The sequence below is a fragment of the Rhodococcus coprophilus NBRC 100603 genome (assembly GCF_001895045.1).
Lineage (GTDB): Bacteria > Actinomycetota > Actinomycetes > Mycobacteriales > Mycobacteriaceae > Rhodococcus > Rhodococcus coprophilus.
On sequence record NZ_BDAM01000003.1, the window covers coordinates 396,306 to 420,922 of the forward strand.

Below are 24,617 nucleotides of genomic sequence, written 5' to 3' on the forward strand. Positions count from 1 at the left end.
TCAGCTGGTGAGGGGAACCGGTTCCAGGATCTCCCGGCGCGCTTCGGGCGCCGCTACCCGCAGCGCATCCGCCGACTCGTCGTCCGGCTGGGTCTGCGACCTGATCTCCGCCTCCACGCGCGCCCGGTAGATCTCGACCTCGCGGTCGACCGACGCGTCGTCCCATCCCAGGAGGGGTGCGACGAGGCGTGCCACCTGCTCGGCGCAATGCACCCCGCGGTGGGAGTACTCGATTGCGATCCGGGTGCGCCGCGCCAGAATGTCCTCGAGATGCAAGGCTCCCTCCGCAGCAACCGCATATACCGCCTCCACCTGGAGATAACGCGGAGCGTCGGTCAGCGGCTCGAGCAGCTCCGGCCTCTCCTTTGCATACTCGAGGACCTGGTCGATCATCGAGCCGTACCGGTCGAGCAGGTGCTTGACCCGATAGGGGTGCAGACCGCACTCCTCGGCGAGGGGCATCGTCTGATTGACGAGGGCGAAGTACCCGTCGGCTCCGACGAGGGGCACTTTGTGCGTGATCGACGGGGCGATGCGAGTCGGAATGTCCTCGGCCGCGAGATCGACTGCATCCTCCGCCATCACGCGGTAGGTCGTGTACTTGCCACCGGCGATGGCGACCAGTCCGGGCGCCACCCTCGCGACCGCGTGTTCTCGCGACAGCTTCGAGGTTTCGTCGCTCTCCCCCGCCAGGAGGGGACGGAGACCGGCGTACACGCCGTCGATGTCGTCGTGGGTGAGGGGCACTACGAGCACGCTGTTGACGTGCCCGAGGAGGTAGTCGATGTCGGCCTTCGTCGCAGCGGGGTGGGCGAGGTCGAGGTTCCAGTCGGTGTCGGTGGTCCCGATGATCCAGTGGTTGCCCCACGGAATGACGAAGAGCACCGACTTCTCGGTGCGCAGGATGATCGCCGAATCGCTCACGATGCGGTCGCGCGGAACGACGATGTGGACACCTTTCGACGCCCGCACCCGGAATCGGCCCCGCTGGCGTGAGAGCGCCTGGATCTCGTCGGTCCATACCCCGGTGGCGTTGATGACCGCGCGACCGCGCACCTCGATGACCGAGCCGTCCTCCGAGTCGCGCACGCGCACCCCCGCCACGCCGTCCGCCTCCCGTAGGAAACCCACGACCTGCGTCGACGTTCGCACCACCGCCCCGTAGTGCGCGGCGGTCCGCGCGACGGTCATCGTGTGACGCGCGTCGTCGACGACGGTGTCGTAGTAGGAGATTCCGCCGGTCAGCGCCGAGCGTTTGAGGCCGGGAACCATTCGCAATGCTCCCGCGCGCGTCAGGTGCTTCTGCGCCGGCACCGATTTCGCGCCACCCATCCGGTCGTACAGGAAGATTCCGGCGCCGACGTACGGACGCTCCCACAGCCGATGGGTGAGGGGGAACAGGAACTTCAGCGGTTTGACGAGATGCGGCGCGAGGGTGGTGAGCGCAAGTTCGCGTTCGTGCAGCGCTTCTCGCACCAGCCCGAACTCGAGTTGTTCGAGGTAACGCAGACCGCCGTGGAACATCTTCGAGGATCTGCTCGACGTCCCGGACGCGTAGTCGCGGGCTTCGACGAGGGCGACCCGCAGTCCACGTGTCGCTGCGTCGAGCGCTGCGCCGGCACCCACGACCCCGCCGCCGATGACGACGACGTCGAACTGCTCGGTGGCTAGTTGCCGCCATGCGTCGGCGCGCTGTTGCGGTCCGAGGGGTTGCACACCTGGTTGATTCACCGCACCGCTCCCGTGAGTCGCCGACGTATCTCCGACAAGGCTAGTAGTTTCGACCGCGCAGCGCTGAGTAGTTACTGCTCGGAAGCACCCTGTCCGCACCTATCGAGGAACATCCGTGAACCAGTACATCGCCGCGTTCGACCAGGGCACCACGTCGAGCCGGTGCATCATCTTCGACCACGACGGACACATCGTCGCCGTCGCGCAGAAGGAGCACCGGCAGTTCTTCCCGCAGGCCGGCTGGGTGGAGCACGATCCCGAGGAACTGTGGCTCAACACTCGCGAGGTGGGTGCGGCGGCTCTCGCCAAGGCTGATGTGCGACGGCAGGACATCGCGGCGATCGGCATCACGAATCAACGTGAGACGACCGTCGTGTGGGACCGCGAGACCGGCAAGGCGGTGTACAACGCGATCGTCTGGCAGGACACGCGGACCGACCGGCTCGTCGAGGAACTCGCGGGCGACGCAGGTGTGGACCGGTACCGCGAGGTGACGGGTCTTCCGTTGTCGACCTATTTCGCGGGTCCGAAGGTGCGATGGATCCTCGACAACGTCGAAGGCGCCCGGGAGAAGGCCGCCGCCGGGAAACTTCTCTTCGGCACCATCGACAGCTGGCTCGTGTGGAAATTGACGGGCGGGGCCGGTGAGGACGGACACGGACCGGGAGTCCACATCACCGATGTCACCAACGCGTCGCGGACGATGCTGATGAACCTCGAGACGTTGCAATGGGATCCGGAAATCTGCTCGGAGTTCGGCATTCCCGCCTCCATGCTCCCCGAGATCCGGAGTTCGTCCGAGGTCTACGGACACGCTCGCGAACGCGGCCCGTTCGCCGGCGTCCCCATCGCCGGCATCCTCGGCGACCAGCAAGCAGCAACCTTCGGCCAGGCGTGCCTTTCCCCCGGGGAGGCCAAGAACACCTACGGCACAGGAAACTTCCTTCTCCTGAACACCGGTTCGACGCCGGTCCGCAGCGAACACGGACTGCTGACGACCGTGTGTTACCGCATCGGGGACCGGCCGGCGGTCTACGCGCTGGAAGGGTCGGTGGCGGTCACGGGTTCGCTCGTCCAGTGGCTGCGCGACAACCTCGGAATGCTGAGGACGGCCGCCGAGATCGAGGATCTCGCCGCGTCCGTTCCCGACAACGGCGGGGCCTACATCGTGCCGGCGTTCTCGGGCCTGTTCGCGCCGCGCTGGCGGCCCGACGCGCGCGGTGTGATCGCGGGCCTGACGCGGTTCGTCGAGAAGGGACACCTGGCACGAGCAGCCCTCGAGGCGACCGCCTATCAGACCCGTGAGGTCATCGATGCGATGTACGCCGATTCCGGTGTCGAACTGCACACGTTGAAGGTGGACGGGGGCATGGTCGTGAACGAGTTGCTCATGCAGTTCCAGGCAGACATCCTCGGCGTGCCGGTCGTGCGACCGGTGGTCGCCGAAACCACCGCGCTCGGGGCGGCATACGCAGCCGGCCTCGCCGTGGGGTACTGGAGCGGCGAGGACGACATCCGACGCAACTGGGAAGCCCAGAAGACCTGGGAGCCGACGATGGAACACGACGACCGCGAGCGTCTGTTCTCGGAGTGGAAGAAGGCGGTCGAACGCACCTACGACTGGGCTTGACCACACCGCGTCCTCTCGGTCGGTCACTCCCGCTCGGCGTCACGCCAGAATTCGGGAAGTCTGACGGCCAGAAAGTCTTTCGCTTGCATAGGAAGCGAATGCGTGGTGTCCGGCACGATATCGACCGTCGCCTTCGGGAGACGGCGGGCCCGCTCGGCGGCAGACGCACCTCCGGCAAGCGAATCTCGTTCTGCAATAGCGACGTACGTGGGCATCACCAGCGAACTCAGCGCGACGTCGTTCAACGGTGACGGGGTCGGGAGCTGCGCCGAGAAGTGTTCCGAAGCGGCGGCGATCATCTTTGCCATATCGTCGTTCGGGTCGAACTCGGCGCCTCCCACCTTTCCGAGTGCGGTGTTGTGCCAGCTCTCGGGCAGGAACGGGATGGTCGAGACCATCGTCCAGGCGAGCATTCGCACCGGCGGGTACGCAAAGGTGAACACGGGCTCGAGAAGCGTCAACGAGCGGACGCGCTCGGGGAACCGGTGGGCGTAGGCCGCCGCGCTCGCGCCGCCGAACGAATGACCGACAACGTGAGCGCCCTCGGGTGCGAGTTCGTCGAGCACCTCGGAAATCCACAGTGCCTGCTGCTCGGTCGAGGACAGCGGAACATTCTGGATCGACAAACCGGCATCGCCGAGCGCGTCGAACGCGAGCACACGGCGGTGAGGCAGGAACGTCCCGAGGTTCTCCGCCCACATCGGAACACCCGAAGACATGCCGGGGATCAGGACGACCGGAACTGCACTATCCGCCCCGACCGAGAACCATTCGTACACGCGTACCGATCCGAATCGAGTCGCGATGTCGCGGGTCGCGGTCGGCGGGGGAAGAGCAGACATCGCCCGGTCGTAGGCCTCGACATAGATTTCGCGTCCCTCGGCGTCTCGAAAGTGGCCGACGCCCGGAGCACCGATGAAGAACTGCCAGATCCCCACCACACCCACGGCGGACAGCACGACAACCAGCGCCACCCCGGTGCGGCGCAGCCATCGGTGAGGGCTGCGGCCGCGTCGTGGAACATCCGGCCGGACGTCCGCGCTGTTCGTGCGTTCGCTCATGAGGTATCCCGAGGACGACGATTCGAGTTTTTACAGTATACGCATATTGTAAAGTTCCCGGTATGCCGAAGGTTGTCGATCACGCGCGACGTCGCAGGGAAATCGTGTGGGCTCTGTGGGCCGTCATCCACGAACGAGGCATCGACGGCGTGACCTTTCGGACGGTCGCAGCCGAGGCGGGCGTCTCGATCGGCCGAATTCAGCACTACTTCGAGTCGAAAGAACACTTGATCCGGTGCGGTGCGGAGGAAATCGTGGCCGGCGCCGAGCAGTCCTACCGCGAGGGCGACTCGCACACCGACCCTCGTGCAGCGCTCGATACTCTCCTGACGCAACCTGTTCCGACGACCGTCCCGTCCCTCATCGGCGCCTCGGTCTGGTACGCGTATCTGGCCCGCGCCGTGAGCGATCCGTGGATCCGGGGCTTCATGACGGACGCCTCACGGGGAACGGTCCGTGAGGCGGAGCGGCTTCTCGGTTGCGCCGGGTTCTCGGCACAACACGCGCGCGCCGGGGCGATGCGGTTGGTCGCTCTCAGCAACGGCGCCACGCAATCGGTGCTCATCGGCGCGATGGATGCCGACGTCGCGAACCGCCTCATCACCCAGGAGATCGACCGGACGTTCGACGATACCGACGGACCGATCGCGTCTCGGACCGAGGCGGCCGAACGCACCTACGACCGAACCCACCCGGGTCGATAGTCGTCGGGCACGAGATGCACGACGCGTGTGAGCATCTCGTCTTCCCCGACCTCCGCAGGGTCGGCGAGATAGTACTCCCGCACAGCACCTTCCACAGGCACACCGTCGTCGGCGAGGCGCGCGAACAGGGCGTGGTAGGCGACCGGCAACAGTGCCGGCGCACCGGTGAAGTCCACTCCCGCGAAGACTCCCCCGGGCAGAGTCACGACCTCGGACCCGGTACCCGTATCGACCGGCGCGCCGGGTGCGATCTCCACGCCGACCCCGAAGGACACCTCGCCGTCGAGCGCGGCGGGGTAACGACCCACGACGGGAGCGGTCGTGTCCAGCCCGAGTCGGCGCGCCCGGGCGAGCACCGCCTCGATGGCCTCCGCCGCAGCGTGCTCGAGCGCCTCGGCTGCCGCGGTGGCCTCCCGCCACAACACCCTCCGGTCGGGAATGCGGTGCACGGCGACGGGCAGATCCGTCGCCACCGTAGCTCCGAGGGTGTCGACGAGCGCGAACGAACGTGCCGCCCGAGCGGCCTCACGTTCGATGCGGGCGCGTTCGGCAGCGAGTACTTCGCTCCCCCGCGTCGGATCGTGCAGGATCACCCGGATCGCAGCGATCGAGACGTCGGCGCGGCGCAGCAGCCCGATCCGCAGTGCCGTGGCCAACTGCGCGGGTGTGTAGAACCGGTAGCCGGTGCCCGGATCGACCCGGGCAGGCACCAGCAGACCTTCGCGGTCGTAGTAGCGCAGCGCCTTGATCGTCAGCCGTGCGGCGCGCGCGAATTCGCCGATGCTCATCCAGCGCACCGGTTCGGTCATCGAGCCCCGCCGGTGACCGCAGCGCTCTCGGTGATCTCCGCCGCGTACGGGATGACAGTGATCACGTCCACCAGCAGCCCATCGGGGTCGGTCGTCATGAAGTGCCGCTGGCCGAAGACCTCGTCCCGCAGCGGTGACACGACGGGCAGTCCCGCCTCGACCGCCCCGGCGTAGAGCCGATCGACGTCGTCGACCTCGACCGAGACGAGTACGCCCGCCGGCGTCGTGCGGAACCCCACGGGCACGGTGTGGTGCCCCTGTTCCAGGATCCCCAGCTGCACGACGTCGTTGCCGGGCGCCTGCAGTTGCACGTACCAACCGCTGTCGAAGACGACCGTGAGTTCGAGCAGTCCGGAGTAGAAGTCGCGGCTGCGCGCCACGTCGCGGGCAGGGATAACGGGAAAGATGCTGTTCGTTGTCATGCACCCACCCTCTTTCCTCCCCCGAGGGGGGAGTCAAGCCCCGCGCACGGACGTGACGCCGCGCGGGGATCAGTCCAGGTCGTCGTGGCGCATGAGCTGGCGCGCCGCTTCCGTCACCGAACCGCTCAACGACGGGTACACCGCGAACGTCTGCGCGAGATCCGACACGCTGAGATTGTTCTGCACCGCGAGCGCGATCGGCAGGATCAGCTCGGATGCGGTCGGAGCAACGACGACGCCACCGATCACGACGCCTGTCGCGGGCCGGCAGAAGATCTTCACGAAACCGCGGCGCACACCCGACATCTTGGCTCGCGGGTTGGTGTTGAGCGGGAGCATGACCGTACGAGCGGGTACTTCCCCGGCGTCGATCGTGGCCTGGCTCACGCCCACGGCTGCGATCTCGGGACGGGTGAAGACCGCTGCCGCAACGGTCTTGAGCTTGATCGGGCTGACGCCCTCACCGAGCGCGTGGTACATCGCGATGCGGCCCTGCATCGCGGCGACCGAGGCCAGCGGCAGCAGACCCGAGCAGTCACCGGCGGCGTAGATCCCGGGAACCGCGGTGCGCGACACGCGGTCGACGGGAAGGAAGCCCCCGCGGTCCAGTTCGAGGCCGACCTTGTCGAGTCCGAGACCCTGTGTGTTGGGGACGGAACCGACGGTCATCAGCGCGTGGCTGCCCTCGACGATCCTGCCGTCGGCGAGCAGTACCCGGACGCCCTTCTCGGTGCGCTCGACGGCGTCGGCGCGGGCGTGCTTGACGAGGGTGACTCCCCGTTCTGCCAGGACGTCCTCGAGCACGAGCGCCGCGTCCTCGTCTTCGTGCGGCAACACGCGGTCGCGGCTCGAGACGAGTGTGACGTGCACTCCGGCCTCGGTGTACGCGGAGACGAACTCGGCACCGGTGACGCCCGACCCCACGACCACCAGTTCTTCGGGCAGCGTGTCGAGGTCGTACAACTGACGCCAGGTGAGGATGCGCTCGCCGTCCGGTTCGGCTCCCGGCAGGATTCGCGGGCTCGCGCCGGTCGCGATCAGCACCACGTCGGCGTCGAACACCTTCTCTTCGCCGGTGTGGAGGTTCGCACGGACCTTGTGCGCGGCCATGCCCGGCCGGCTGTCGATGAGTTCGCCGCGTCCCGAGTACAGATTCACCCCGGCGGCCTCGAGCTTGGTGCGGATGTCGGACGACTGCGCACGGGCGAGACTCTTGACACGTTCGTGTACCTGCGGCAGCGCGACGCTGGCGCCTTCGAGTTCGATGCCGAGGTCCTCGGCGCGGCGCATGTCGGTGCGGATGCCGGTCGAGGCGATGAAGGTCTTGGAGGGGACGCAGTCGAACAGAACGCATGCGCCGCCGATTCCGTCCGAATCGATCAGTGACACCGATGCGCCGTATTGCGATGCGACCAGCGCGGCCTCGTATCCCGCGGGGCCGCCGCCGATGATGACGATCCGGGTCATGGTTCTCCTCTGTATCGATTCCGAAGGGTTGTCGGGGGTCACGCAAAACGCACGCTGGGGTGTGCAGGCGTCCCCGACAACGCTATGCCACGACCACGTCGACTCGCATACGGACCTGGTAATGCAGGCGACGAGTGCCCCTGATCTTGCGTCGGGCGGTGACCCGTTAGCCTTATGCTCGTGCCGATCTACGCCGCCTACGGGTCCAACATGCATCCCGAGCAGATGCTGAAGCGCTGCCCGCACTCCCCGATGGCCGGGACGGGTTGGCTGCACGGCTGGCGGCTGACGTTCGCGGGCGCCGACATCGGCTGGGAGGGTGCCCTCGCGACGGTGGTCGAAGATCCGGCGTCGAAGGTTTTCATCGTCCTGTACGACGTCACCGAGGACGACGAACGCAGCCTCGACAGCTGGGAAGGCGCGGAGCTCGGATTCCACCGAAAGATCCGGGTGCGCGTCGACACGGGTGACGGACCGGTCCTCGCGTGGCTGTATGTCGTCGACGGCTACGAGGGCGGCCTCCCGTCCGCGCGCTATCTGGGCGTGATGGCCGACGCCGCCGAGATCGCCGGAGCGCCCGCCGACTACGTGCGGGATCTGCGCACCCGCAACAGCCGCAACGTCGGCCCCGGGCGCCCGGACAGCTTCTAGACTCGACCGGGCGGTCTATCCGACGCCCAGCACCAGATTCGTCATCACCCGGACACCCACGGGCAGGGCTCGCTCGTCGAGATCGAAGCCCGGCTGGTGGATGTCGAGCTGAGGTCCGGTGCCCGACCACACGCCGAGACGGCCCATCGCGCCGGGCACATGCTCGAGATACCACGAGAAGTCTTCCCCGCCACCGGATTGCGGAGTATCGGACAGGGCGTCGGGCCCGACCGGGCGGATCGCATCCTCGAACATGCGCGCCGAGACGTCGTCGTTGACGACGGGCGGTACACCGCGCAGATAGTTCAGCTGGTAGCGGACCCCGGTCGGAGCGAGAAGCCCGTGCACGATTTCCCGCACCATCGGTTCGAGCAGTTGCCAGGTCGCGTGGTCGCCGGTGCGTACGGTGCCGGCGAGCATGCCGGTGCGAGGAATAGCGTTGGGCGCCTTGCCGGCACTGACGGTGCCCCACACCATGACGGTGCCGGTGCGCGGGTCGATGCGACGACTGAGCAATCCCGGCAGCCCGGTGATCACAGCACCCAGGCCGTAGACGAGGTCGCTGGTGAGATGCGGGCGCGAGGTGTGGCCGCCCGGCGAGTCCAGGACGAGTTCGACGGTGTCGGCGGCGGAGGTGATCGCGCCGACGCGCATCCCGACCTTGCCCGCTTCGAGGCGCGGGTCGCAGTGCAGCGCGAAGATGCGCGAGACCCCGTCCAGGCCCCCGGCGGCGACGACGTCGAGGGCGCCGCCGGGCATCACTTCCTCGGCGGGCTGGAACACCAGTCGTACACCGATCGGCAGTTCGGGCAACGACGCGAGCGCGAGCCCGGCGCCGAGAAGGACCGTGGTGTGCGCGTCGTGACCACACGCGTGGGAGACACCCGGCACGGTCGACGCGAACGGCAGGCCGGTCATCTCCTGGAGCGGCAGAGCGTCCATGTCGGCGCGCAACGCGATACGCGGCCCGTCCGCCGGGCCGAGGTCGCAGATCAGGCCGGTCCCGCGGGGCAGGACCTTCGGGACGAGGCCGGCGGCCGTCAGGTGTGCCGCGACGAACTCCGTGGTGGCGTACTCGTGCCGCGCGAGCTCCGGATTGGCGTGCAGGTGCCGACGCCACGCCACCAGATCCTCGGTGTGCGCACCGAGCCACTTCTCCACATACGGATTCATCGGCGCTCGACCCCTTCGAGCAGGCGGCCGCGCTGGAACGGATCGGCGGCGGCGCGTGCAGCGGTAGCGGCGAGAGCGCGCGCGCCGTCCACGACGGCCCGGTCGGCCGACTCGGTGACGCATGCCGCAGCGAACGCTTCCTGATGCGTCACGGCCCCACCGGAGTCCAATCCGATGACCGGGTGGATTCCTGGCATCACGTTCGTCACGTTTCCCATGTCGGTACTGCCCAGCGGGCGCGATCCTTCCTCTTCGGCGGGCAACGGCGTGCGCCCGAGCCCGATGATCTCCTCACGATATGCCTGCACGAGCCAGGGGTCGGGGGTGAGTTCCGTGTATTGCGGCGAGACCGTCCGAATTCGGTGCGTACAGCCGGTTGCGAGAGCCCCGGCGGCGAAACAACCCTCCGCTCGCCTCTCGAGGTCCTCGAGCAGATCGGCCGAGGTCGCTCGCAGGTAATACAGAAGCTCCGTGTGGCTCGGCACGATGTTGGGGGCGGCGCCCCCGTAGCCGACGATGCCATGGATCTGCTGCCCCGGATGCAGGTGCTGACGCAGCAGACCGACCGCGACCTGCGCGACGGTCGCGGCGTCGGCCGCGTTCCGTCCGTATTCGGGAGCCGCCGACGCGTGGGCCTCCCGGCCCAGGTAGTCCACAGCGATGTCGGAGAGTGCGAGCGAGGTCGCACCCGTAATGTCGATCGGCCCGGGATGAACCATCATCGCGGCGCCGACGTCGTCGAACGCTCCCCGTTCGAGCATGAGTACCTTGCCGCCACCGGTTTCCTCGGCGGGCGTTCCGATCACCCGGACGGTGACGCCGAGGTCGTCGGCTAGAGCGGCCAGACCGATCCCCGCGCCGACTGCGGACGCAGCGATGATGTTGTGCCCGCACGCATGTCCGATGCCGGGGAGCGCGTCGTACTCGGCGCAGAACGCGAGCACCAGGTCACCGCTACCGAACCGGGCGTCGAAGGCGGTCGGCAGGTCTGCGATGCCGGTGCGCACCTCGAAACCGCTGCCGCGCAGCACGTCGACGATCTTCGCGGCGCTGCGGTGTTCCTCGAACGCGAGCTCGGGCTCGGCGTGGATCGAATGCGACAGCGAGATCAAGGTGTCGGTAGCAGCCTCGATCGCGCTGTCGGCATTAATCGTCACGCCATCCAGTCTGTCATGCCGGACCTCCCCGACGGATCCGGCGGCAGCGTCAGCCGAGCGTGAAGTTCGACGCGTCCGTCCGTATTTCGAGCGCGGCGATCAGCGGGGCATGCAGACCCCGCTTGATCGTCGAGAGATTCTTCCCCCGGGTTCCGGTGAGCGCAGCCGCGCGTTCGACGGCTGCGGCGAGCACCGTGTCTCCGTCGACCGCGTGTTCGACGATCCCCGCCGCGACCGCGTCGGACCCGCCGAATCGGCGGCCGGTCGTGATGGCCTCGACGGCGGTCTGGATCGGCAGCCGGGACCGCACCAGCGCGGACATGCCCACCGTGAACGGCATGTTCAGCTGTACCTCGGGCAGGCACCAGAATCCGCGGTCCGCGCGCATGACGCGGAAATCGTGCGTCAGCGCGAGCATGGCTCCGGCGCCGAACGCGTGTCCCTGCACGGCGGCGACGGTAGCGGCCGGGAAGGTCAGCATCCGCACGTAGAGGTCGTGCACGGAATCGAGGTATCCGGGCAGTTCGGTGAGGTTCGCGAACACCCAGTCGGTGTCGAGGCCGTTGCTCCAGAACTTCCCCGTCGCCGCCGTCACCAGGGCGGCGGGGCCGTCGTGGGCCTCGACCTCGTCGAGCAACGCGCTGATCGCGGCGAGCCGATCCGGATGGAATCGGTTGTCGGTCGCGTCCGCATCACGGTCGCCGAGGTGCAGTACGAAGACGTCTCCGTCACGTTCGAGGTAGGGCATGCCAGCCAGGATAACGTCTGTGGTTACCCGCGAGTAATGAGCGCTGTGGCATTAGGGTCCGTGTCATGGGACACCCGGACGTCATCCTCGACCCTGCCGCCGAAGCGATCGCGGCCGCCGCCGTCATCGCCGAGCGGTCGGCCGTTCCCGCACACGGGATCGCCGTCGTACTCGGGTCGGGGTGGCGCGCGGCCGTCGAGCGTTTCGGAACCCCCGTCGCCACCGTTCCGATGAGCGAACTCCCCGGCTTCGCGCCGCCCACCGCCGCCGGGCATCCTGGCACCGTGCACTCGGTGCGGGCGGGCGACAACGCGGTCCTCGTACTCGCCGGCCGTACCCACGCGTACGAAGGGCACGACCTCACCCGTGTCGTGCATCCCGTCCGCACGGCGATCGCGGCGGGTGCGCACACGGTGATCCTCACCAACGCGGCCGGCGGCATCGATCCCGAATTCTCCGTGGGACAACCCGTTCTGATTTCCGACCACCTCAATCTCACCGGTCGATCACCGCTGCGGGGAGCACAGTTCGTCGACCTCGTCGACGCGTACTCCGCCGACCTGCGTGCGCTCGCCCGCGAGATCGATCCCACGCTCGCCGAAGGTGTCTACGCGGGACTGCCCGGCCCCCACTACGAGACGCCCGCGGAGATCCGCATGCTGCGCACGCTCGGCGCCGATCTCGTAGGGATGTCCACCGTCCACGAGACGATCGCCGCGCGTGCCGCTGGAGCGCGTGTGCTCGGCGTCTCCCTCGTCACGAATGCGGCCGCAGGCATCACCGGTGAGCACCTCGACCACGCAGAAGTACTCGCGGCAGGGCGTGATGCCGCCACCCGCATGGGCGACCTCCTCCGCGACCTGGCGACCCGGCTGTGACGTTGCGTTTCGGCACCGCTGGGTTGCGCGGCCCGGTGGGCGACGGACCCGACCGGATGAACGTTCCCGTGGTCACGCGTGCCACCGCGGGACTCGCACGCTGGCTTACCGACCACGGGCACGGCGGCGGGACGGTCGTCGTCGGACGCGACGCGCGGACCGGCTCGGCCGATTTCTTCGCCGCCGCCGCCGAGGTACTCGCCGCAGCCGGGTTCGACGTGGTGGCGCTACCTCGCCCGCTCCCGACACCCGTCACCGCGTTCGCGGTACGGGAACTCGGAGCCGTTGCGGGAGTGCAGATCACGGCGTCGCACAACCCCGCCGCCGACAACGGTTACAAGGTGTATCTCTCCGGCGGCGCACAGTTGATTTCACCTGCGGACCGTGAGATCGAAGCGGCCATCGACGCGGCGCCGGACGCTGCGCAGATTCCGCGCGTCACGGTGGTCACCTCCGGGGAGGAGATCGTCGACCGGTATCTCGCGCGGGTGGCGACGTTGCCGCGGTCACGACATCGCGACGTGCGGATCGCCCTGACCCCACTCCACGGGGTCGGCGGGGAGACGGCCGTCGCTGCGCTGCGCGCCGCAGGATTCGACGACGTACACGTCGTGCCCTCGCAATTCGCGCCGGACCCGGCCTTCCCCACTGTCGCGTTTCCCAACCCGGAAGAACCCGGTGCGGCCGACGCGCTGCTCGATCTCGCCGCGTCCGTCGACGCGGACGTCGCACTGGCCTTGGATCCCGACGCCGACCGGTGCGCCGTCGGGGTCCCGACCGCGGACGGATGGCGGATGCTGCGCGGGGACGAGACCGGAGTGCTGCTCGGGGACCGCATCCTCGACTCGGCACCACACGGTTCGCTCGTCGCCACGACCATCGTGTCGTCGACGCTTCTCGGTAAGGTCGCCGCGGCACGCGGCGCCCGGTTCGCCCGGACCCTCACCGGCTTCAAGTGGCTCGCCCGCGCCGGAGACGGACTGGTCTACGCGTACGAGGAAGCGATCGGCCACTGTGTCGACCCCGACGCGGTACGCGACAAGGACGGCGTCGCCACCGCCGTCGTGGTCGCGGACTACGTCGCGGAGCTGAAGGCGTCGGGCCGCACACTCCTCGATGCCCTCGACGACCTGTATCGCGAGTTCGGGATCCATCTGGGCGGGCAGGTCTCGCTGCGGGTGGACGATCTGCAACGCATCGACGCGATCATGGCGAACGTGAGGTCGGCTCCACCGCAGACCCTCGCGGATGAACCTGTCACCGTCACCGACCTGGCGACGGTCGAGGGCCCGTCGAACACCGACGCAATCGTGTTCGAGGGCCCGGCCGTTCGGGTGGTGGTGCGACCGTCCGGAACCGAACCGAAACTCAAGTTCTATCTCGAGGTCGTCGCCCACGGTGACCGCTCCGCCGCGGAGGCGAAACTCGGAGCCCTGCGTACGTGGGCTGTCACCGTCGGCGACGCCGTGAGCTGATCCCGCTCGGGATCAGCGGGGACCGAACTGGCGGTCTCCCGCGTCACCGAGGCCGGGCACGATGTACTTGTTGTCGTTGAGCCCCTCGTCGACCGACGCGGTGACCAGCCGGACCGGATGCCCGGAGGCGGCCAGCGCGTCCACACCCTGCGGGGCCGCGACGACGCACACCGCGGTGATGTCGGTCGCGCCGCGCGCCACGAGCAGATCGAGGGTGTGCACCATCGAACCGCCTGTCGCGAGCATCGGATCGAGCACGAACACCGGCAAGCCGGACAGGTCTTCGGGCAGCGACTCGAGATACGGCACGGGCTCGAAGGTCTTCTCGTCGCGGGCCAGGCCCACGAATCCCACCCGCGCCTGAGGGATCAGAGCGTGTGCCTGGTCGACCATTCCGAGTCCGGCCCGCAGCACGGGGACGAGCAACGGCGGCTGCTTCAGCCGGACGCCCTCGGTGACCGCGACCGGCGACTTGACCTCGAACTTCTCGATCGGCGCATCGCGGACCGCTTCGTAGACGAGCATCTGGGTGAGCTGGCTCAGCGCGTGCCGGAAGGCAGCATTGTCGCTGCGTTCGTCGCGGAGGGTGGCCAGAAGAGAAGCAGCGAGCGGATGGTCGACAACGAGCATGTCCATGCAGAAAAGGATAGAGCGCGCGGGGGCCGGGCCGGAACGAGGGAACCGGACGGGCGTGCGGTGCGTCGAACCCTGATGACGAATGTCCGCGCGTCGCGGCACGCGATGTGACCACGGACACCGCATCGACCACGGGGGGACGGGTGCCGGAAGAACTCGGCGTGATCGGGGAGTTCGAGGGCCCACGGCACGCAGCAGGGAACGCGGCGGTCGACGCCGACACGACCTCGATTGCAGGGTTCGGGCAGGAAGCGACCGTGCTGGCAGAGCAACTGCGCAGTGCGGCACTGCACACGCGCGACGGTGATCCCACTCCGCTCGGGCCCGCATTCGGAGCGGTGGGGGCGGCGTTCGTCGCCGCGCTCGTCGCGACCCACGACGCCCACGGACGCGACCTCGAGCGACTCGGCGACGCGCTGGCCGGCATGGGCTCGGCAGCCGCGGCGTCGGCGGCGGCATACGAGCGTTCGGTTCAGGCCGTCGCGCGTCGCCTGACGGCCACGCAGGACGAGTCGTGATCACGTCCGCGGGCGCCGACCTGCTGACCGCGCCTCTACAGGAGTTGCTCGTCGCCTTCGGATCCGCGTCACCGCCGGGAGGAGACCCGGGCGCTCACGTCCGCGAGGGAGCGCGACTCGCGGAGGAGGTCCACGCCGCCGGCCGGGATGCCGTGGCGGAGCTTGCGTGGGCGTGGGCTGGGCCCGCCGCGGAGAACGCGCTCACGAGCGCCGAACGCGTGGTGTCCGACGTCCTGACCGCCGCCGATCGCGGACTCGACATCGCGGCCGTCGCACTCGAGGCCACCGTCACCGTGGTCACAGGCGCCGCCGAACTGCAACAACTCGTCGACTCCTTCCACGCTTTCGCACAGCAGGCAGCGCCCGTGGCGGGTCTGCCGCACGGTCAGCTGATGCTTCTCACCGTCGCGGTCGAGCACATCGCGGACGGCCTGCACGTGCTCACCCGGGTGGTCTCGTCACTCGCCGACCTCACCGACCGGTTGACCGCGCTGATGCCCGATCCCGGCGGTCAGACTGCGCACTCCCCCACCGATCCCGGAATCCAGGCGCTGACCGGTAGCCGCGCCGGGGGCACCGGAACCGAAGTGGTGCTGCCCGACGGCAGTGTGAGCGTCGCCCCCAACGCCGCCGCGGCGACGGCGGTTCGTCGCGCGCTCGACCAGCAGGGCACCCCGTACGTCTGGGGTGGCACGACGCCGGGACAGGGACTGGACTGCAGTGCTCTGACGCAATACGCGTACGGCGAAGCCGGTGTCGAGATCCCGCGTCTGGCACAGGAACAGGACGTCGGGCAACGAGTCGATGCCGGGTCGGTGCTGCCCGGAGACCTCGCGGTGTGGGACGGGCACGTCGCGATGGTGGTCGGCAACGGACTGATGGTGGAAGCGGGTGACCCTGTCGCGGTCACCCCGATCCGCACGGGCAACGCCGGGATGGCATTCCAGGGCTTCTATCGGCCGACGAGTGTCTGAGCCGCGACACCGGCCGCGAAAGGAGAAGCGCGGGACGGGAACCACGGGGGCGCCGCGTGCGTCCAACCGGCTATGGACTTCACGACCGACATTCCGGCGGCCTCCCCGGTCACCGCGATCGTCCACAACCGTGCGGGCACGATCTCGGTGCGGACCACCGACGACGGTCTTCCGGTCGAACTCCGGATCGATCCGCGCGAACTACGTTACGGCGCCGCCGCACTCGCCGACGAGATCCTGGCACTCAATCGCCGTGCCGCACAGGAGGCGGCGGCGATCCGTCATCGGGACCTTCGCGAACAGGGCGTCCCGAGCGAGGTCGTCGACCGGATGCGCCGGCTGTCGTGCGGCGACGCGACGGCGCCGCCGTACGTCCCGCCGGGCCGGACACGACTCGAGGAGGAAGGCCGATGAGCGAACAGCAGGTGTCGGCGATCGTCGATAGCGTCCGCGGAAGACTCGATGCCCTCGAGACCACACTCGAGGGACTGCACGGCATCCGCGCCGCAGCGCACAGCCCGGACGGGCGGATCGTCGCACGCGTGGACGGGACCGGCGCACTCGCGAACCTCCGGCTCGAGGAGGCGGCATGCCGGATGGATGCACGCGAACTCGCGGCATCGATTCTCACGACGGCCCGTGCAGCGGCGGAAGCAGCCGCGATGCAGCGGGTCGCGCTGATGGACGACCTCCGGAGCGCGCTCCGTTGAGGTGCTCGGTGCCACCCCGCCTATATTCTCGGCGTCGACATCGCTAGGCTTCCCGCCATGGCTGGAGACATCGTCCCGATAGAGCTCGGTCTCACCGACGGCGACCTCGTGACCCTGTGGGCACCGCGCTGGCGTGAGGGCGACGACGAATGGGAGGCGTTTCTCGGCCACGGGGACGACCTCTACGGATTCCCGACGGTTGCCGCGCTCGTGGCGTTCGTCCGTTCCGGCGGCGACAACGACCTTGTGGAGCATCCGGCGTGGCCCGTGGTCTCCAAGCTCGCCGCCGTCGAGTTCGAACCCGACGCCGCCCATTCGTACGACCTGATCGGCGTACCGGAACTGGCGGCTGCCGACCCCGACGCCGAATCGATCTCCGAACTGCAGGACACGTTCGACATCGTGAGCATCCTGGGCGATGTGTGCGAACTCGACGTGGTCACCAAGTTCTTCGAGCGCGCCGAGATCGACACCCTGATCCGCGACGGCGCTTCGGCGGTGGCGGGGCGTGAGGGCCGCGAGCTGTGGAACAGCGTCGGCACAGCGATCGCCGACGACTGGGACGCGGTGATCGACGCGCTCGACGCCGTGGTCAAGACGCCGGTAGTGGACGAAGCGGTCGTGGCCGAGATCGAGTCGGAACTCGTGGCCTCCGACGAGAACGAACTGGAAGCGGACGACACCGTCCAGGACGAGGTCGACAACGACGAATACGAGTTCCTGGACGAAGACGACGACGAGGACGACTTCTGGGCCTCGGTCGGCATCGACCCCATCAAGATCATCACTTCGGAAGGCACCTGGTTCACGCTGCGGTGCTACCTGGAGGACGACGCGTTGTTCCTGGGCCGCGAGGGCAGGATCTTCGTCTTCCCCTCCGAGCGCAACCTGGCGCGGTATCTGGCGGACAACCACGACCATGACCTGGCCCCGCTGGAAACCTACGAAGAGGTTCGCATCGCGGCTGTGGACGGTTCGCTCGAGGTCTCGGTCATCGACGACAACGTCTACGTGCTCACCGGCATCGCCGACGACATCACCGAGGGCGTCGCGGCGGTCGATCCGGAACAACTCGAGCTCGCTGTCGAATTGTTCACCGACGCTGCCGGTTACGCGAACGACAACTCCACGGACGCTGCGCTCGCAGGCTCGACGGAGCTGGGCTGGTTCGTCAACTACGTGCTCGAGCCCGACACGAGGCGCCTCGCTCCGAGCGCACCGTTCGACGCCGAAGCGCTCGCGTGGCGGGAACTCGAGCGCGAGTTCGAAGCACGGCTGAACAAGTACTGATCGCCTGCCGCGTCAGCCGCCCGGCTCTTCCTTGTCAGCCGATCAGTACGGCGTAGCCCGGTTTGATGACATCGTCGATCAGTTCGAGGCGCTGGTCGAACGGCAGGAACGCCGACTTCATCGCGTTGATCGTGAAGCGTTCGAGGTCGGCCCAGCCGTAGCCGAACATGTCGGCGAGTTGCACCATCTCCTTTGTCATGGTGGTGTCGCTCATCAACCGATTGTCGGTGTTGACGGTGACGCGGAAGCGCAACCGCGCGAGCAGGTCGAACGGATGTTCCGCGAGTGTCAGCACGGCCCCGGTCTGCACGTTGGAACTCGGGCACAGCTCGAGCGGGATGCGCTTGTCGCGGACGTAGCTCGCCAGCAGCCCGAGCCGTGGCTCACCGTTCTCGCCCAGCACGATGTCGTCGAGGATGCGGACGCCGTGACCGAGCCGGTCGGCGCCGCAGAACGCGACAGCCTCATGGATGGACGGCAGACCGAACGCTTCTCCGGCGTGGATTGTGAAGTGCGCGTTGGCAGCCCGGGTGTACTCGAACGCGTCGAGGTGGCGACTGGGCGGGTTGCCTGCTTCTGCGCCGGCGATGTCGAAGCCCACGACACCGCGATCGCGGAACCGCACCGCGAGTTCGGCGATCTCCCGCGATCTCGCGGCATGCCGCATCGCCGTGAGCAGGCACCCGATCCGGATGTCGCGCCCGGCGGCCCGGGCCTCCGATTCACCGGCCCGGAAACCTTCGAGCACGTGCTCGACCACCTCGTCGAGTGTCAGCCCCCGCTCGAGGTGCTGCTCGGGCGCGAATCTGACTTCGGCGTAGACCACCCCGTCGTCGGCCAGATCCGCCACACACTCACGCGCCACCCTCTCGAGGCCCTCGGGGGTCTGCATCACCGCCACCGTGTGCTCGAACGTCTCGAGATACCGGACGAGGGTCCCGCTGTCGGCCGACTCGCGGAACCAGCGCGCGAGGTCCTCCTCGGTATCCGCCGGAAGCGACCAGCCGCACGCGTCGGCGAGTTCGAGGACGGTGCCCGGCCGTAGCCCACCGTCCAGATGATCGTGGAGGAGAACTTTCGGCGCGAGCTTCACCGACTCGGCCGAACCGTCGAACAATCCGGGAACCAACGACTTGTCGCTCATGTGTCGGGACGGTAGTCCGCTAGGGCGTGATCCGCTCGACGATCAGCGGGCGCGGCGCCGGCGCCGTGTCGGCTATACGGATCCCGCCACGCAGTGCCGCCGCGGCAGCGTGAAAGCGCCCGGGCGTGTCGGTGTGGAGCGTCGCAACGGGTTGCCCTTGACGGACGGTGTCGCCGACGACGGCGTGCAATTCGACCCCCGCGCCCGGCTGGACGACCTGGCCCTGGTGTTCACGTCCGGCTCCGAGCCGCCACGCCGCCTTCCCGACCGCGAGAGCATCGAGTTCGGCCAGCACACCGTCTGCGTCGGCACAGACCGTTTCGGTGTGCGACGCGACGGGCAGGACTGCGTCCGGGTCTCCGCCCTGCGCCGCGATCATCGACCGCCACCGGTCCATGGCGCTGCCGTCGCGCAGGCGCTCGGCCGGGTCCACATCGTCGATTCCCGCAGCAGCGAGCATCTCCCGGGCCAGGGCGAGGGTGAGCTCCACGACATCGGCGGGTCCGCCACCGGCGAGCACCTCGACGGCCTCGCGAACCTCGAGCGCGTTGCCTGCCGTACGCCCGAGCGGAGTATCCATGCGGGTGATCAACGCGGTGGTGGGCAGGTCGGCGTCGGTACCGAGTTCGACCATGATGCGGGCGAGTTCTCGTGCCTCGCCGAGCTCGGTCATGAAGGCCCCGGTGCCGACCTTGACGTCGAGCACGAGGGCGCCGGCACCTTCCGCGATCTTCTTGCTCATGATCGAACTGGCGATGAGCGGGATCGATTCGACCGTCCCGGTGACGTCGCGAAGCGCGTAGAGCTTGCGATCGGCGGGGGCGAGATCGGCGCCCGCTGCACACACGACCGCCCCGACGTCGGGGTCGGTCAGGATCTCGGCCATCTCCGTGGTGGTCAGGTCGGCTCGCCACCCGGGAATCGACTCGAGTTTGTCGAGGGTGCCGCCGGTGTGTCCGAGTCCCCGGCCGGACAGCTGCGGGACCGCGGCACCACACGCTGCGACGAGCGGCGCGAGAGGCAGGGTGATCTTGTCGCCCACCCCGCCTGTGGAGTGCTTGTCCACGGTGCGCAAACCGAGTCCGGTGAAGTCGAGCCGGCGTCCGGAATCGGTCATCGCGGTGGTCCACCGTGCGATTTCCGCGCGGCTCATGCCCCGGAACCAGATGGCCATCGCGAGGGCGGACATCTGTGCGTCGTCGACGACGCCGTGGGTGAACGCTTCGATCACCCAGTCGATCTCGGCGCCGGAAAGTTCATGTCCGTCACGTTTGCGATGGATGATGCCGATGATGTCAGGCATTTCGCCCCCGCTCGGCCTGCACGGCGGCGAGTTGGTCGGGACCGAAGGCATCGGGCAGCAACTCGGACATGGTCCGCGGGCGGGGATCCCAGTCGACGACGAGCTCGGGCCCTCCGTGCTCGAGGAGAAGCTGGCGGCAGCGTCCGCACGGCATCAGAATTTCGCCTCGCGCGTCACACACCGTCACGGCGACAAGACGCCCGCCACCCTCGGAAAACAAGTTACCGACGAGTACAGTTTCGGCACAAAGTCCCAGCCCGTGTGAGACATTTTCCACATTGCACCCGGTCACTATGCGACCATCGACCGTGAGGGCCGCGGCCCCGACGGGAAAGTTCGAATACGGCGCGTAGGCACGTGTCATAACGTCATGTGCTTTGGCGCGCAACATTTTCCAGTCAATGTCCGGCATAGTTGATCATCCTGTCACGGTGGCACAGGCAACGTTCAGGTGCCCCCTCGGGCCGCCGTCACAGTTGGAAAGGCAAACCTAACTTGCCTTTTGGGGGCAGTACGAATCGGCTACGAGATTAGTTCCAAGGTTTGCGTTGGGTTTAGAGTCGATCCAAGTCGGTTCCGGTTCGTCGAGCCCGTGCTGCGGTATTCCCCGACAGTAATGAACGGCTCGACGCGTCCACCATTGACGTTGGAGGCACAGCACTCGATGAGCAGCACGACTGAAGCCGCCCCCGCACAGGCGGGGCGCACACGGTCGCTTTACCGGGGGGACCCCGGCATGTGGTCCTGGGTTCTACACCGGATCACCGGCGTGGCGACCTTCTTCTTCCTATTCGTCCACGTCTTGGACACCGCACTCGTCCGGGTCAATCCCGAGACCTACGACAGTGTCATCGAGACCTACAAGAACCCGATCGTCGGTCTCATGGAGATCGGTCTCGTCGCGATGGTGCTCTACCACGCGCTGAACGGTCTGCGAGTCATGCTCATCGATTTCTGGTCCAAGGGCCCGAAATACCAGCGAGTGATGCTCTGGACCATTCTCGCGATCTGGGTCGTGGTGATGATCCCCGCGGCCGGACGCATCTTCTACAACATGTTTGCGGGGCACTGACATGAGCGAAGCAAAGACCCTGGGCACGTCGTACGACCGCCCCGCGAGCCTGGACAACCCGCGCTCCCCGCGCCGTGTCTCGAACAACAACTTCGAGCTCTACGCGTGGCTGTTCATGCGCCTGTCCGGCCTCGCCCTCATCATCCTGGTGCTCGGTCACCTGTTCATCATGCTGATGCTCGACGACGGTGTGCACCGCATCAACTTCGCCTTCGTCGCGGGTCGCTGGTCCAGCCCGTTCTGGCAGGTCTGGGATCTCTCGATGCTCTGGCTTGCGCAGTTGCACGGCGGTAACGGCCTGCGCACCGTCATCGCGGACTACGCACGCAAGGACTCCACCCGGTTCTGGCTCAACACGATCCTGGTCGTGTCGATGATCCTGATCATGGGTCTGGGCACCTACGTGATCTTCACCTTCGACCCCAACATCACCGCGAGCTAGGGGAGCCAGTACTCCATGCAGGAACATCGTTACGACGTAGTCATCGTCGGTGCCGGCGGCGCCGGCATGCGCGCGGCCATCGAAGCCGGCCCCCGCGCCCGCACCGCGGTGCTCACCAAGCTCTACCCGACGCGCAGCCACACCGGCGCGGCGCAGGGCGGCATGTGCGCGGCCCTCGCGAACGTCGAGGAAGACAACTGGGAATGGCACACCTTCGACACCGTCAAGGGCGGCGACTACCTCGCCGACCAGGACGCCGTCGAGATCATGGCGAAGGAAGCCATCGACGCGGTGCTCGACCTGGAGAAGATGGGTCTTCCCTTCAACCGCACGCCCGAAGGCAAGATCGACCAGCGCCGGTTCGGTGGCCACACCCGCGATCACGGCAAGGCACCGGTGCGTCGCGCCTGCTACGCCGCCGACCGCACCGGCCACATGATCCTCCAGACGCTCTACCAGAACTGCGTCAAGCACGACGTCGAGTTCTTCAACGAGTTCTACGCGCTCGACATCGCGCTGACCGAGACGCCGGACGGCCCCGTCGCGACCGGTGTGATCGCGTACGAAATGTCCACCGGCGAGATCCACGTCTTCCACGCGAAGTCGATCGTGTTCGCCACCGGCGGCTCGGGCCGTATGTACAAGACGACGTCCAACGCGCACACCCTCACCGGTGACGGCATGGGCATCATCTTCCGCAAGGGCCTGCCGCTCGAGGACATGGAATTCCACCAGTTCCATCCGACAGGTCTCGCGGGTCTGGGCATCCTCATCTCGGAAGCCGTCCGAGGCGAGGGCGGCATCCTCCGCAACGCCGACGGCGAGCGCTTCATGGAGCGGTACGCGCCCACCATCAAGGACCTCGCGCCTCGCGACATCGTCGCCCGGTCCATGGTGCTCGAGGTGCTCGAGGGTCGCGGTGCCGGACCGAACAAGGACTACGTCTACATCGACGTGACCCACCTCGGCGAGGACGTCCTCGAGGAGAAGCTGCCCGACATCACCGAGTTCGCGCGCACCTACCTCGGCGTCGACCCGGTCACCGAGCTCGTCCCCGTGTACCCGACCTGCCACTACGTGATGGGCGGTATCCCCACCAACGTCGACGGTGAAGTTCTGCGGAACAACACCGAGGTCGTCAAGGGTCTCTACGCCGCAGGCGAGTGCGCCTGCGTGTCCGTGCACGGCGCCAACCGTCTCGGCACCAACTCGCTCCTCGACATCAACGTGTTCGGCCGTCGCGCCGGCATCGCGGCTGCCGAGTACGCGAACGGTCACGAGTTCGCCGACCTCCCCGAGGAGCCGACGAAGTACGTCGACGAGTGGCTCGACCGGATCCTGCACGCCGGTGGCAAGGAACGCGTCACCGACATCCGCAGCGATCTGCAGCAGACGATGGACAACAACGCGTCGGTCTTCCGCACCGAGGAAACCCTCACGCGGGCGCTCGACGACATCCATGAACTGAAGAAGCGTTACAAGGAGATCACCGTCCACGACAAGGGCAAGCGCTACAACAGCGACCTGCTCGAGGCCGTGGAACTCGGCTTCCTCCTCGAGATGGCCGAGGTCACCGTGGTCGGCGCGCTCAACCGCAAGGAGTCCCGCGGCGGCCACGCGCGCGAGGACTACCCGGACCGCGACGACGCCAATTACATGCAGCACACGATGGCGTACAAAGTAGGTGAGGACCTGATCTCCGACATCCGCCTGGATTACAAGCCGGTGGTCCAGACCCGGTACGAGCCGATGGAGCGGAAGTACTGATGACAACAGTCGAACGAACAAACGACACCGCCGCCGCGGATCTGCCTCCTGTTCCCGAGGGCGCCGTGATGGTCACGCTCAAGATCGCACGGTTCAACCCGGAGGACGACAAGGGTCAGCACTGGGATTCGTTCCAGGTGCCGGCACTTCCCACGGACCGCATGCTCAACCTGCTGCTGTACGTGAAGGGCTACCTCGACGGCACCCTCACCTTCCGTCGTAGCTGCGCCCACGGCGTCTGCGGCTCCGACGCGATGCGGATCAACGGCGTCAATCGTCTGGCGTGCAAGATCCTGATGAAGGACATGCTCCCCAAGGACGGCAAGCCGGTCACGATCACCGTCGAGCCCATCCGTGGCCTGCCGGTCGAGAAGGACCTGATCGTCGACATGGAACCCTTCTTCGACGCGTTCCGCGCCGTGAAGCCGTTCCTCATCACGACGGGCAACGAGCCGACTCGCGAGCGCATCCAGTCGCAGGCCGACCGCGCGCGGTTCGACGACACCACCAAGTGCATCCTCTGCGCCTGCTGCACCACGTCGTGCCCGGTGTACTGGAGCGACGGCAGCTACTTCGGTCCCGCTGCCATCGTCAACGCTCACCGCTTCATCTTCGATTCGCGTGACGAAGGTGCTGCCGAGCGTCTGGACATCCTCAACGACAAGGAAGGCGTGTGGCGCTGCCGCACCACCTTCAACTGCACCGACGCATGCCCTCGCGGCATCCAGGTGACGAAGGCCATCCAGGAAGTCAAGCGCGCACTGATGTTCGCTCGCTGACACCGGACCGACGAAAGCGCGGGCCCGGCTCCCCTCGGGGAGCCGGGCCCGCGCTTTCGTTCGCGCGGTGGGTCTC

At 67.6% G+C, this 24,617-nt stretch carries 26 protein-coding genes; 14 read left to right on the forward strand and 12 right to left on the reverse strand.

The annotated features are described in order from the left end of the window. A complete protein-coding gene (gene glpD, locus RDCOP1_RS07715) occupies positions 1 to 1,716 on the reverse strand; it encodes a glycerol-3-phosphate dehydrogenase (protein ID WP_111731639.1) in 1,716 nt (571 codons plus the stop codon). A gap of 130 nt (positions 1,717 to 1,846) precedes the next feature. Here glpD and glpK point away from each other — a divergent pair, with 130 nt between their 5' ends. Then, positions 1,847 to 3,361 (forward strand): glycerol kinase GlpK, encoded by a 1,515-nt coding sequence (glpK, locus tag RDCOP1_RS07720; RefSeq protein ID WP_072699497.1) that lies wholly within the window; start codon positions 1,847 to 1,849, stop codon positions 3,359 to 3,361. A 23-nt stretch (positions 3,362 to 3,384) separates the two neighbouring features. Here glpK and RDCOP1_RS07725 read toward each other — a convergent pair whose 3' ends face one another. Beyond that, complete coding sequence (locus RDCOP1_RS07725; protein ID WP_084722492.1) at positions 3,385 to 4,422, reverse strand: alpha/beta fold hydrolase; 1,038 nt, start codon at positions 4,420 to 4,422, stop codon at positions 3,385 to 3,387. A gap of 62 nt (positions 4,423 to 4,484) precedes the next feature. Here RDCOP1_RS07725 and RDCOP1_RS07730 point away from each other — a divergent pair, with 62 nt between their 5' ends. After that, positions 4,485 to 5,126 carry a TetR/AcrR family transcriptional regulator gene (locus tag RDCOP1_RS07730; RefSeq protein WP_072699498.1) on the forward strand — a complete coding sequence of 214 codons (642 nt, stop codon included), beginning with the start codon at positions 4,485 to 4,487 and terminating at the stop codon, positions 5,124 to 5,126. Here RDCOP1_RS07730 and RDCOP1_RS07735 read toward each other — a convergent pair. The 3 genes from RDCOP1_RS07735 to RDCOP1_RS07745 all read right to left on the reverse strand — a co-directional run bounded on the left by RDCOP1_RS07735 (position 5,099) and on the right by RDCOP1_RS07745 (position 7,824). Then, entirely contained in the window at positions 5,099 to 5,935 is an 837-nt protein-coding gene (locus tag RDCOP1_RS07735) for a MerR family transcriptional regulator (protein ID WP_072699499.1), read from the reverse strand. The two genes, RDCOP1_RS07730 and RDCOP1_RS07735, sit on opposite strands and share 28 nt — an antisense overlap. Then, positions 5,932 to 6,357, reverse strand: coding sequence for a VOC family protein (locus RDCOP1_RS07740; protein WP_072699500.1), 426 nt, complete (start codon positions 6,355 to 6,357; stop codon positions 5,932 to 5,934). Before RDCOP1_RS07740 ends, RDCOP1_RS07735 begins: the two co-directional genes overlap by 4 nt. Positions 6,358 to 6,426: 69 nt before the next feature. Then, on the reverse strand, positions 6,427 to 7,824 hold the full coding sequence (locus RDCOP1_RS07745; RefSeq protein ID WP_072699501.1) for an NAD(P)H-quinone dehydrogenase: 1,398 nt from the start codon (positions 7,822 to 7,824) through the stop codon (positions 6,427 to 6,429). 180 nt (positions 7,825 to 8,004) lie between these two features. Between RDCOP1_RS07745 and RDCOP1_RS07750 the strand changes: the two genes are divergently transcribed. Then, entirely contained in the window at positions 8,005 to 8,475 is a 471-nt protein-coding gene (locus RDCOP1_RS07750; protein ID WP_072699683.1) for a gamma-glutamylcyclotransferase family protein, read from the forward strand. 15 nt (positions 8,476 to 8,490) lie between these two features. On the opposite strand, the gene RDCOP1_RS07755 is transcribed toward RDCOP1_RS07750, so the two are convergent. From RDCOP1_RS07755 to RDCOP1_RS07765, 3 genes are read right to left on the reverse strand one after another with little or no spacing between them, the layout of a single operon-like run. Next, complete coding sequence (locus tag RDCOP1_RS07755) at positions 8,491 to 9,648, reverse strand: M20 family metallopeptidase (protein ID WP_072699502.1); 1,158 nt, start codon at positions 9,646 to 9,648, stop codon at positions 8,491 to 8,493. Beyond that, positions 9,645 to 10,805, reverse strand: coding sequence for a M20 family metallopeptidase (locus RDCOP1_RS07760; protein ID WP_072699503.1), 1,161 nt, complete (start codon positions 10,803 to 10,805; stop codon positions 9,645 to 9,647). The genes RDCOP1_RS07755 and RDCOP1_RS07760 overlap by 4 nt, the downstream gene beginning before the upstream one ends. A gap of 49 nt (positions 10,806 to 10,854) precedes the next feature. Further along, the gene (locus RDCOP1_RS07765) at positions 10,855 to 11,553 is read right to left on the reverse strand and encodes an enoyl-CoA hydratase/isomerase family protein (protein WP_072699504.1); all 699 of its coding nucleotides are present in this window, start codon (positions 11,551 to 11,553) and stop codon (positions 10,855 to 10,857) included. A 65-nt stretch (positions 11,554 to 11,618) separates the two neighbouring features. Between RDCOP1_RS07765 and RDCOP1_RS07770 the strand changes: the two genes are divergently transcribed. Both RDCOP1_RS07770 and RDCOP1_RS07775 read left to right on the forward strand, forming a co-directional pair. Next, positions 11,619 to 12,431 (forward strand): purine-nucleoside phosphorylase, encoded by an 813-nt coding sequence (locus tag RDCOP1_RS07770; protein WP_072699505.1) that lies wholly within the window; start codon positions 11,619 to 11,621, stop codon positions 12,429 to 12,431. Then, a complete protein-coding gene (locus RDCOP1_RS07775; RefSeq protein ID WP_072699506.1) occupies positions 12,428 to 13,906 on the forward strand; it encodes a phospho-sugar mutase in 1,479 nt (492 codons plus the stop codon). Before RDCOP1_RS07770 ends, RDCOP1_RS07775 begins: the two co-directional genes overlap by 4 nt. A 12-nt stretch (positions 13,907 to 13,918) precedes the next feature. Here the strand turns inward: RDCOP1_RS07775 and upp are convergent, their stop codons facing one another. Further along, positions 13,919 to 14,542, reverse strand: a complete 624-nt coding sequence (gene upp / locus RDCOP1_RS07780; protein ID WP_072699507.1) for a uracil phosphoribosyltransferase — start codon at positions 14,540 to 14,542, stop codon at positions 13,919 to 13,921. A 107-nt stretch (positions 14,543 to 14,649) separates the two neighbouring features. Here upp and RDCOP1_RS07785 point away from each other — a divergent pair, with 107 nt between their 5' ends. The 5 genes from RDCOP1_RS07785 to RDCOP1_RS07805 all read left to right on the forward strand — a co-directional run bounded on the left by RDCOP1_RS07785 (position 14,650) and on the right by RDCOP1_RS07805 (position 18,034). After that, positions 14,650 to 15,060 (forward strand): hypothetical protein, encoded by a 411-nt coding sequence (locus RDCOP1_RS07785; RefSeq protein WP_231922911.1) that lies wholly within the window; start codon positions 14,650 to 14,652, stop codon positions 15,058 to 15,060. Then, positions 15,057 to 16,034, forward strand: a complete 978-nt coding sequence (locus tag RDCOP1_RS07790; RefSeq protein ID WP_111731638.1) for a C40 family peptidase — start codon at positions 15,057 to 15,059, stop codon at positions 16,032 to 16,034. The genes RDCOP1_RS07785 and RDCOP1_RS07790 overlap by 4 nt, the downstream gene beginning before the upstream one ends. Before the next feature lie 72 nt (positions 16,035 to 16,106). Further along, positions 16,107 to 16,448 carry a hypothetical protein gene (locus tag RDCOP1_RS07795; RefSeq protein ID WP_072699508.1) on the forward strand — a complete coding sequence of 114 codons (342 nt, stop codon included), beginning with the start codon at positions 16,107 to 16,109 and terminating at the stop codon, positions 16,446 to 16,448. Continuing rightward, complete coding sequence (locus tag RDCOP1_RS07800; protein ID WP_072699509.1) at positions 16,445 to 16,744, forward strand: YbaB/EbfC family nucleoid-associated protein; 300 nt, start codon at positions 16,445 to 16,447, stop codon at positions 16,742 to 16,744. Before RDCOP1_RS07795 ends, RDCOP1_RS07800 begins: the two co-directional genes overlap by 4 nt. 57 nt (positions 16,745 to 16,801) lie before the next feature. Next, on the forward strand, positions 16,802 to 18,034 hold the full coding sequence (locus tag RDCOP1_RS07805; RefSeq protein WP_072699510.1) for a SatS C-terminal domain-containing protein: 1,233 nt from the start codon (positions 16,802 to 16,804) through the stop codon (positions 18,032 to 18,034). 34 nt (positions 18,035 to 18,068) lie between these two features. Here the strand turns inward: RDCOP1_RS07805 and RDCOP1_RS07810 are convergent, their stop codons facing one another. From RDCOP1_RS07810 to RDCOP1_RS07820, 3 genes are read right to left on the reverse strand one after another with little or no spacing between them, the layout of a single operon-like run. Next, positions 18,069 to 19,178, reverse strand: coding sequence for an adenosine deaminase (locus RDCOP1_RS07810; RefSeq protein ID WP_072699511.1), 1,110 nt, complete (start codon positions 19,176 to 19,178; stop codon positions 18,069 to 18,071). A gap of 19 nt (positions 19,179 to 19,197) precedes the next feature. Then, entirely contained in the window at positions 19,198 to 20,481 is a 1,284-nt protein-coding gene (locus tag RDCOP1_RS07815; protein WP_072699512.1) for a thymidine phosphorylase, read from the reverse strand. Then, complete coding sequence (locus RDCOP1_RS07820; protein ID WP_072699513.1) at positions 20,474 to 20,893, reverse strand: cytidine deaminase; 420 nt, start codon at positions 20,891 to 20,893, stop codon at positions 20,474 to 20,476. Before RDCOP1_RS07820 ends, RDCOP1_RS07815 begins: the two co-directional genes overlap by 8 nt. A 252-nt stretch (positions 20,894 to 21,145) precedes the next feature. Here RDCOP1_RS07820 and sdhC point away from each other — a divergent pair, with 252 nt between their 5' ends. The 4 genes from sdhC to RDCOP1_RS07840 are packed head-to-tail and all read left to right on the forward strand — an operon-like array spanning position 21,146 to position 24,541. Next, entirely contained in the window at positions 21,146 to 21,553 is a 408-nt protein-coding gene (gene sdhC, locus RDCOP1_RS07825; RefSeq protein ID WP_072699514.1) for a succinate dehydrogenase, cytochrome b556 subunit, read from the forward strand. A 1-nt stretch (position 21,554) separates the two neighbouring features. Next, positions 21,555 to 21,995 (forward strand): succinate dehydrogenase hydrophobic membrane anchor subunit, encoded by a 441-nt coding sequence (locus tag RDCOP1_RS07830; RefSeq protein WP_072699515.1) that lies wholly within the window; start codon positions 21,555 to 21,557, stop codon positions 21,993 to 21,995. A gap of 15 nt (positions 21,996 to 22,010) precedes the next feature. Then, a complete protein-coding gene (gene sdhA / locus RDCOP1_RS07835; protein WP_072699516.1) occupies positions 22,011 to 23,762 on the forward strand; it encodes a succinate dehydrogenase flavoprotein subunit in 1,752 nt (583 codons plus the stop codon). Beyond that, on the forward strand, positions 23,762 to 24,541 hold the full coding sequence (locus RDCOP1_RS07840) for a succinate dehydrogenase iron-sulfur subunit (RefSeq protein WP_072699517.1): 780 nt from the start codon (positions 23,762 to 23,764) through the stop codon (positions 24,539 to 24,541). Before sdhA ends, RDCOP1_RS07840 begins: the two co-directional genes overlap by 1 nt. Positions 24,542 to 24,617: the final 76 nt, after the last annotated feature.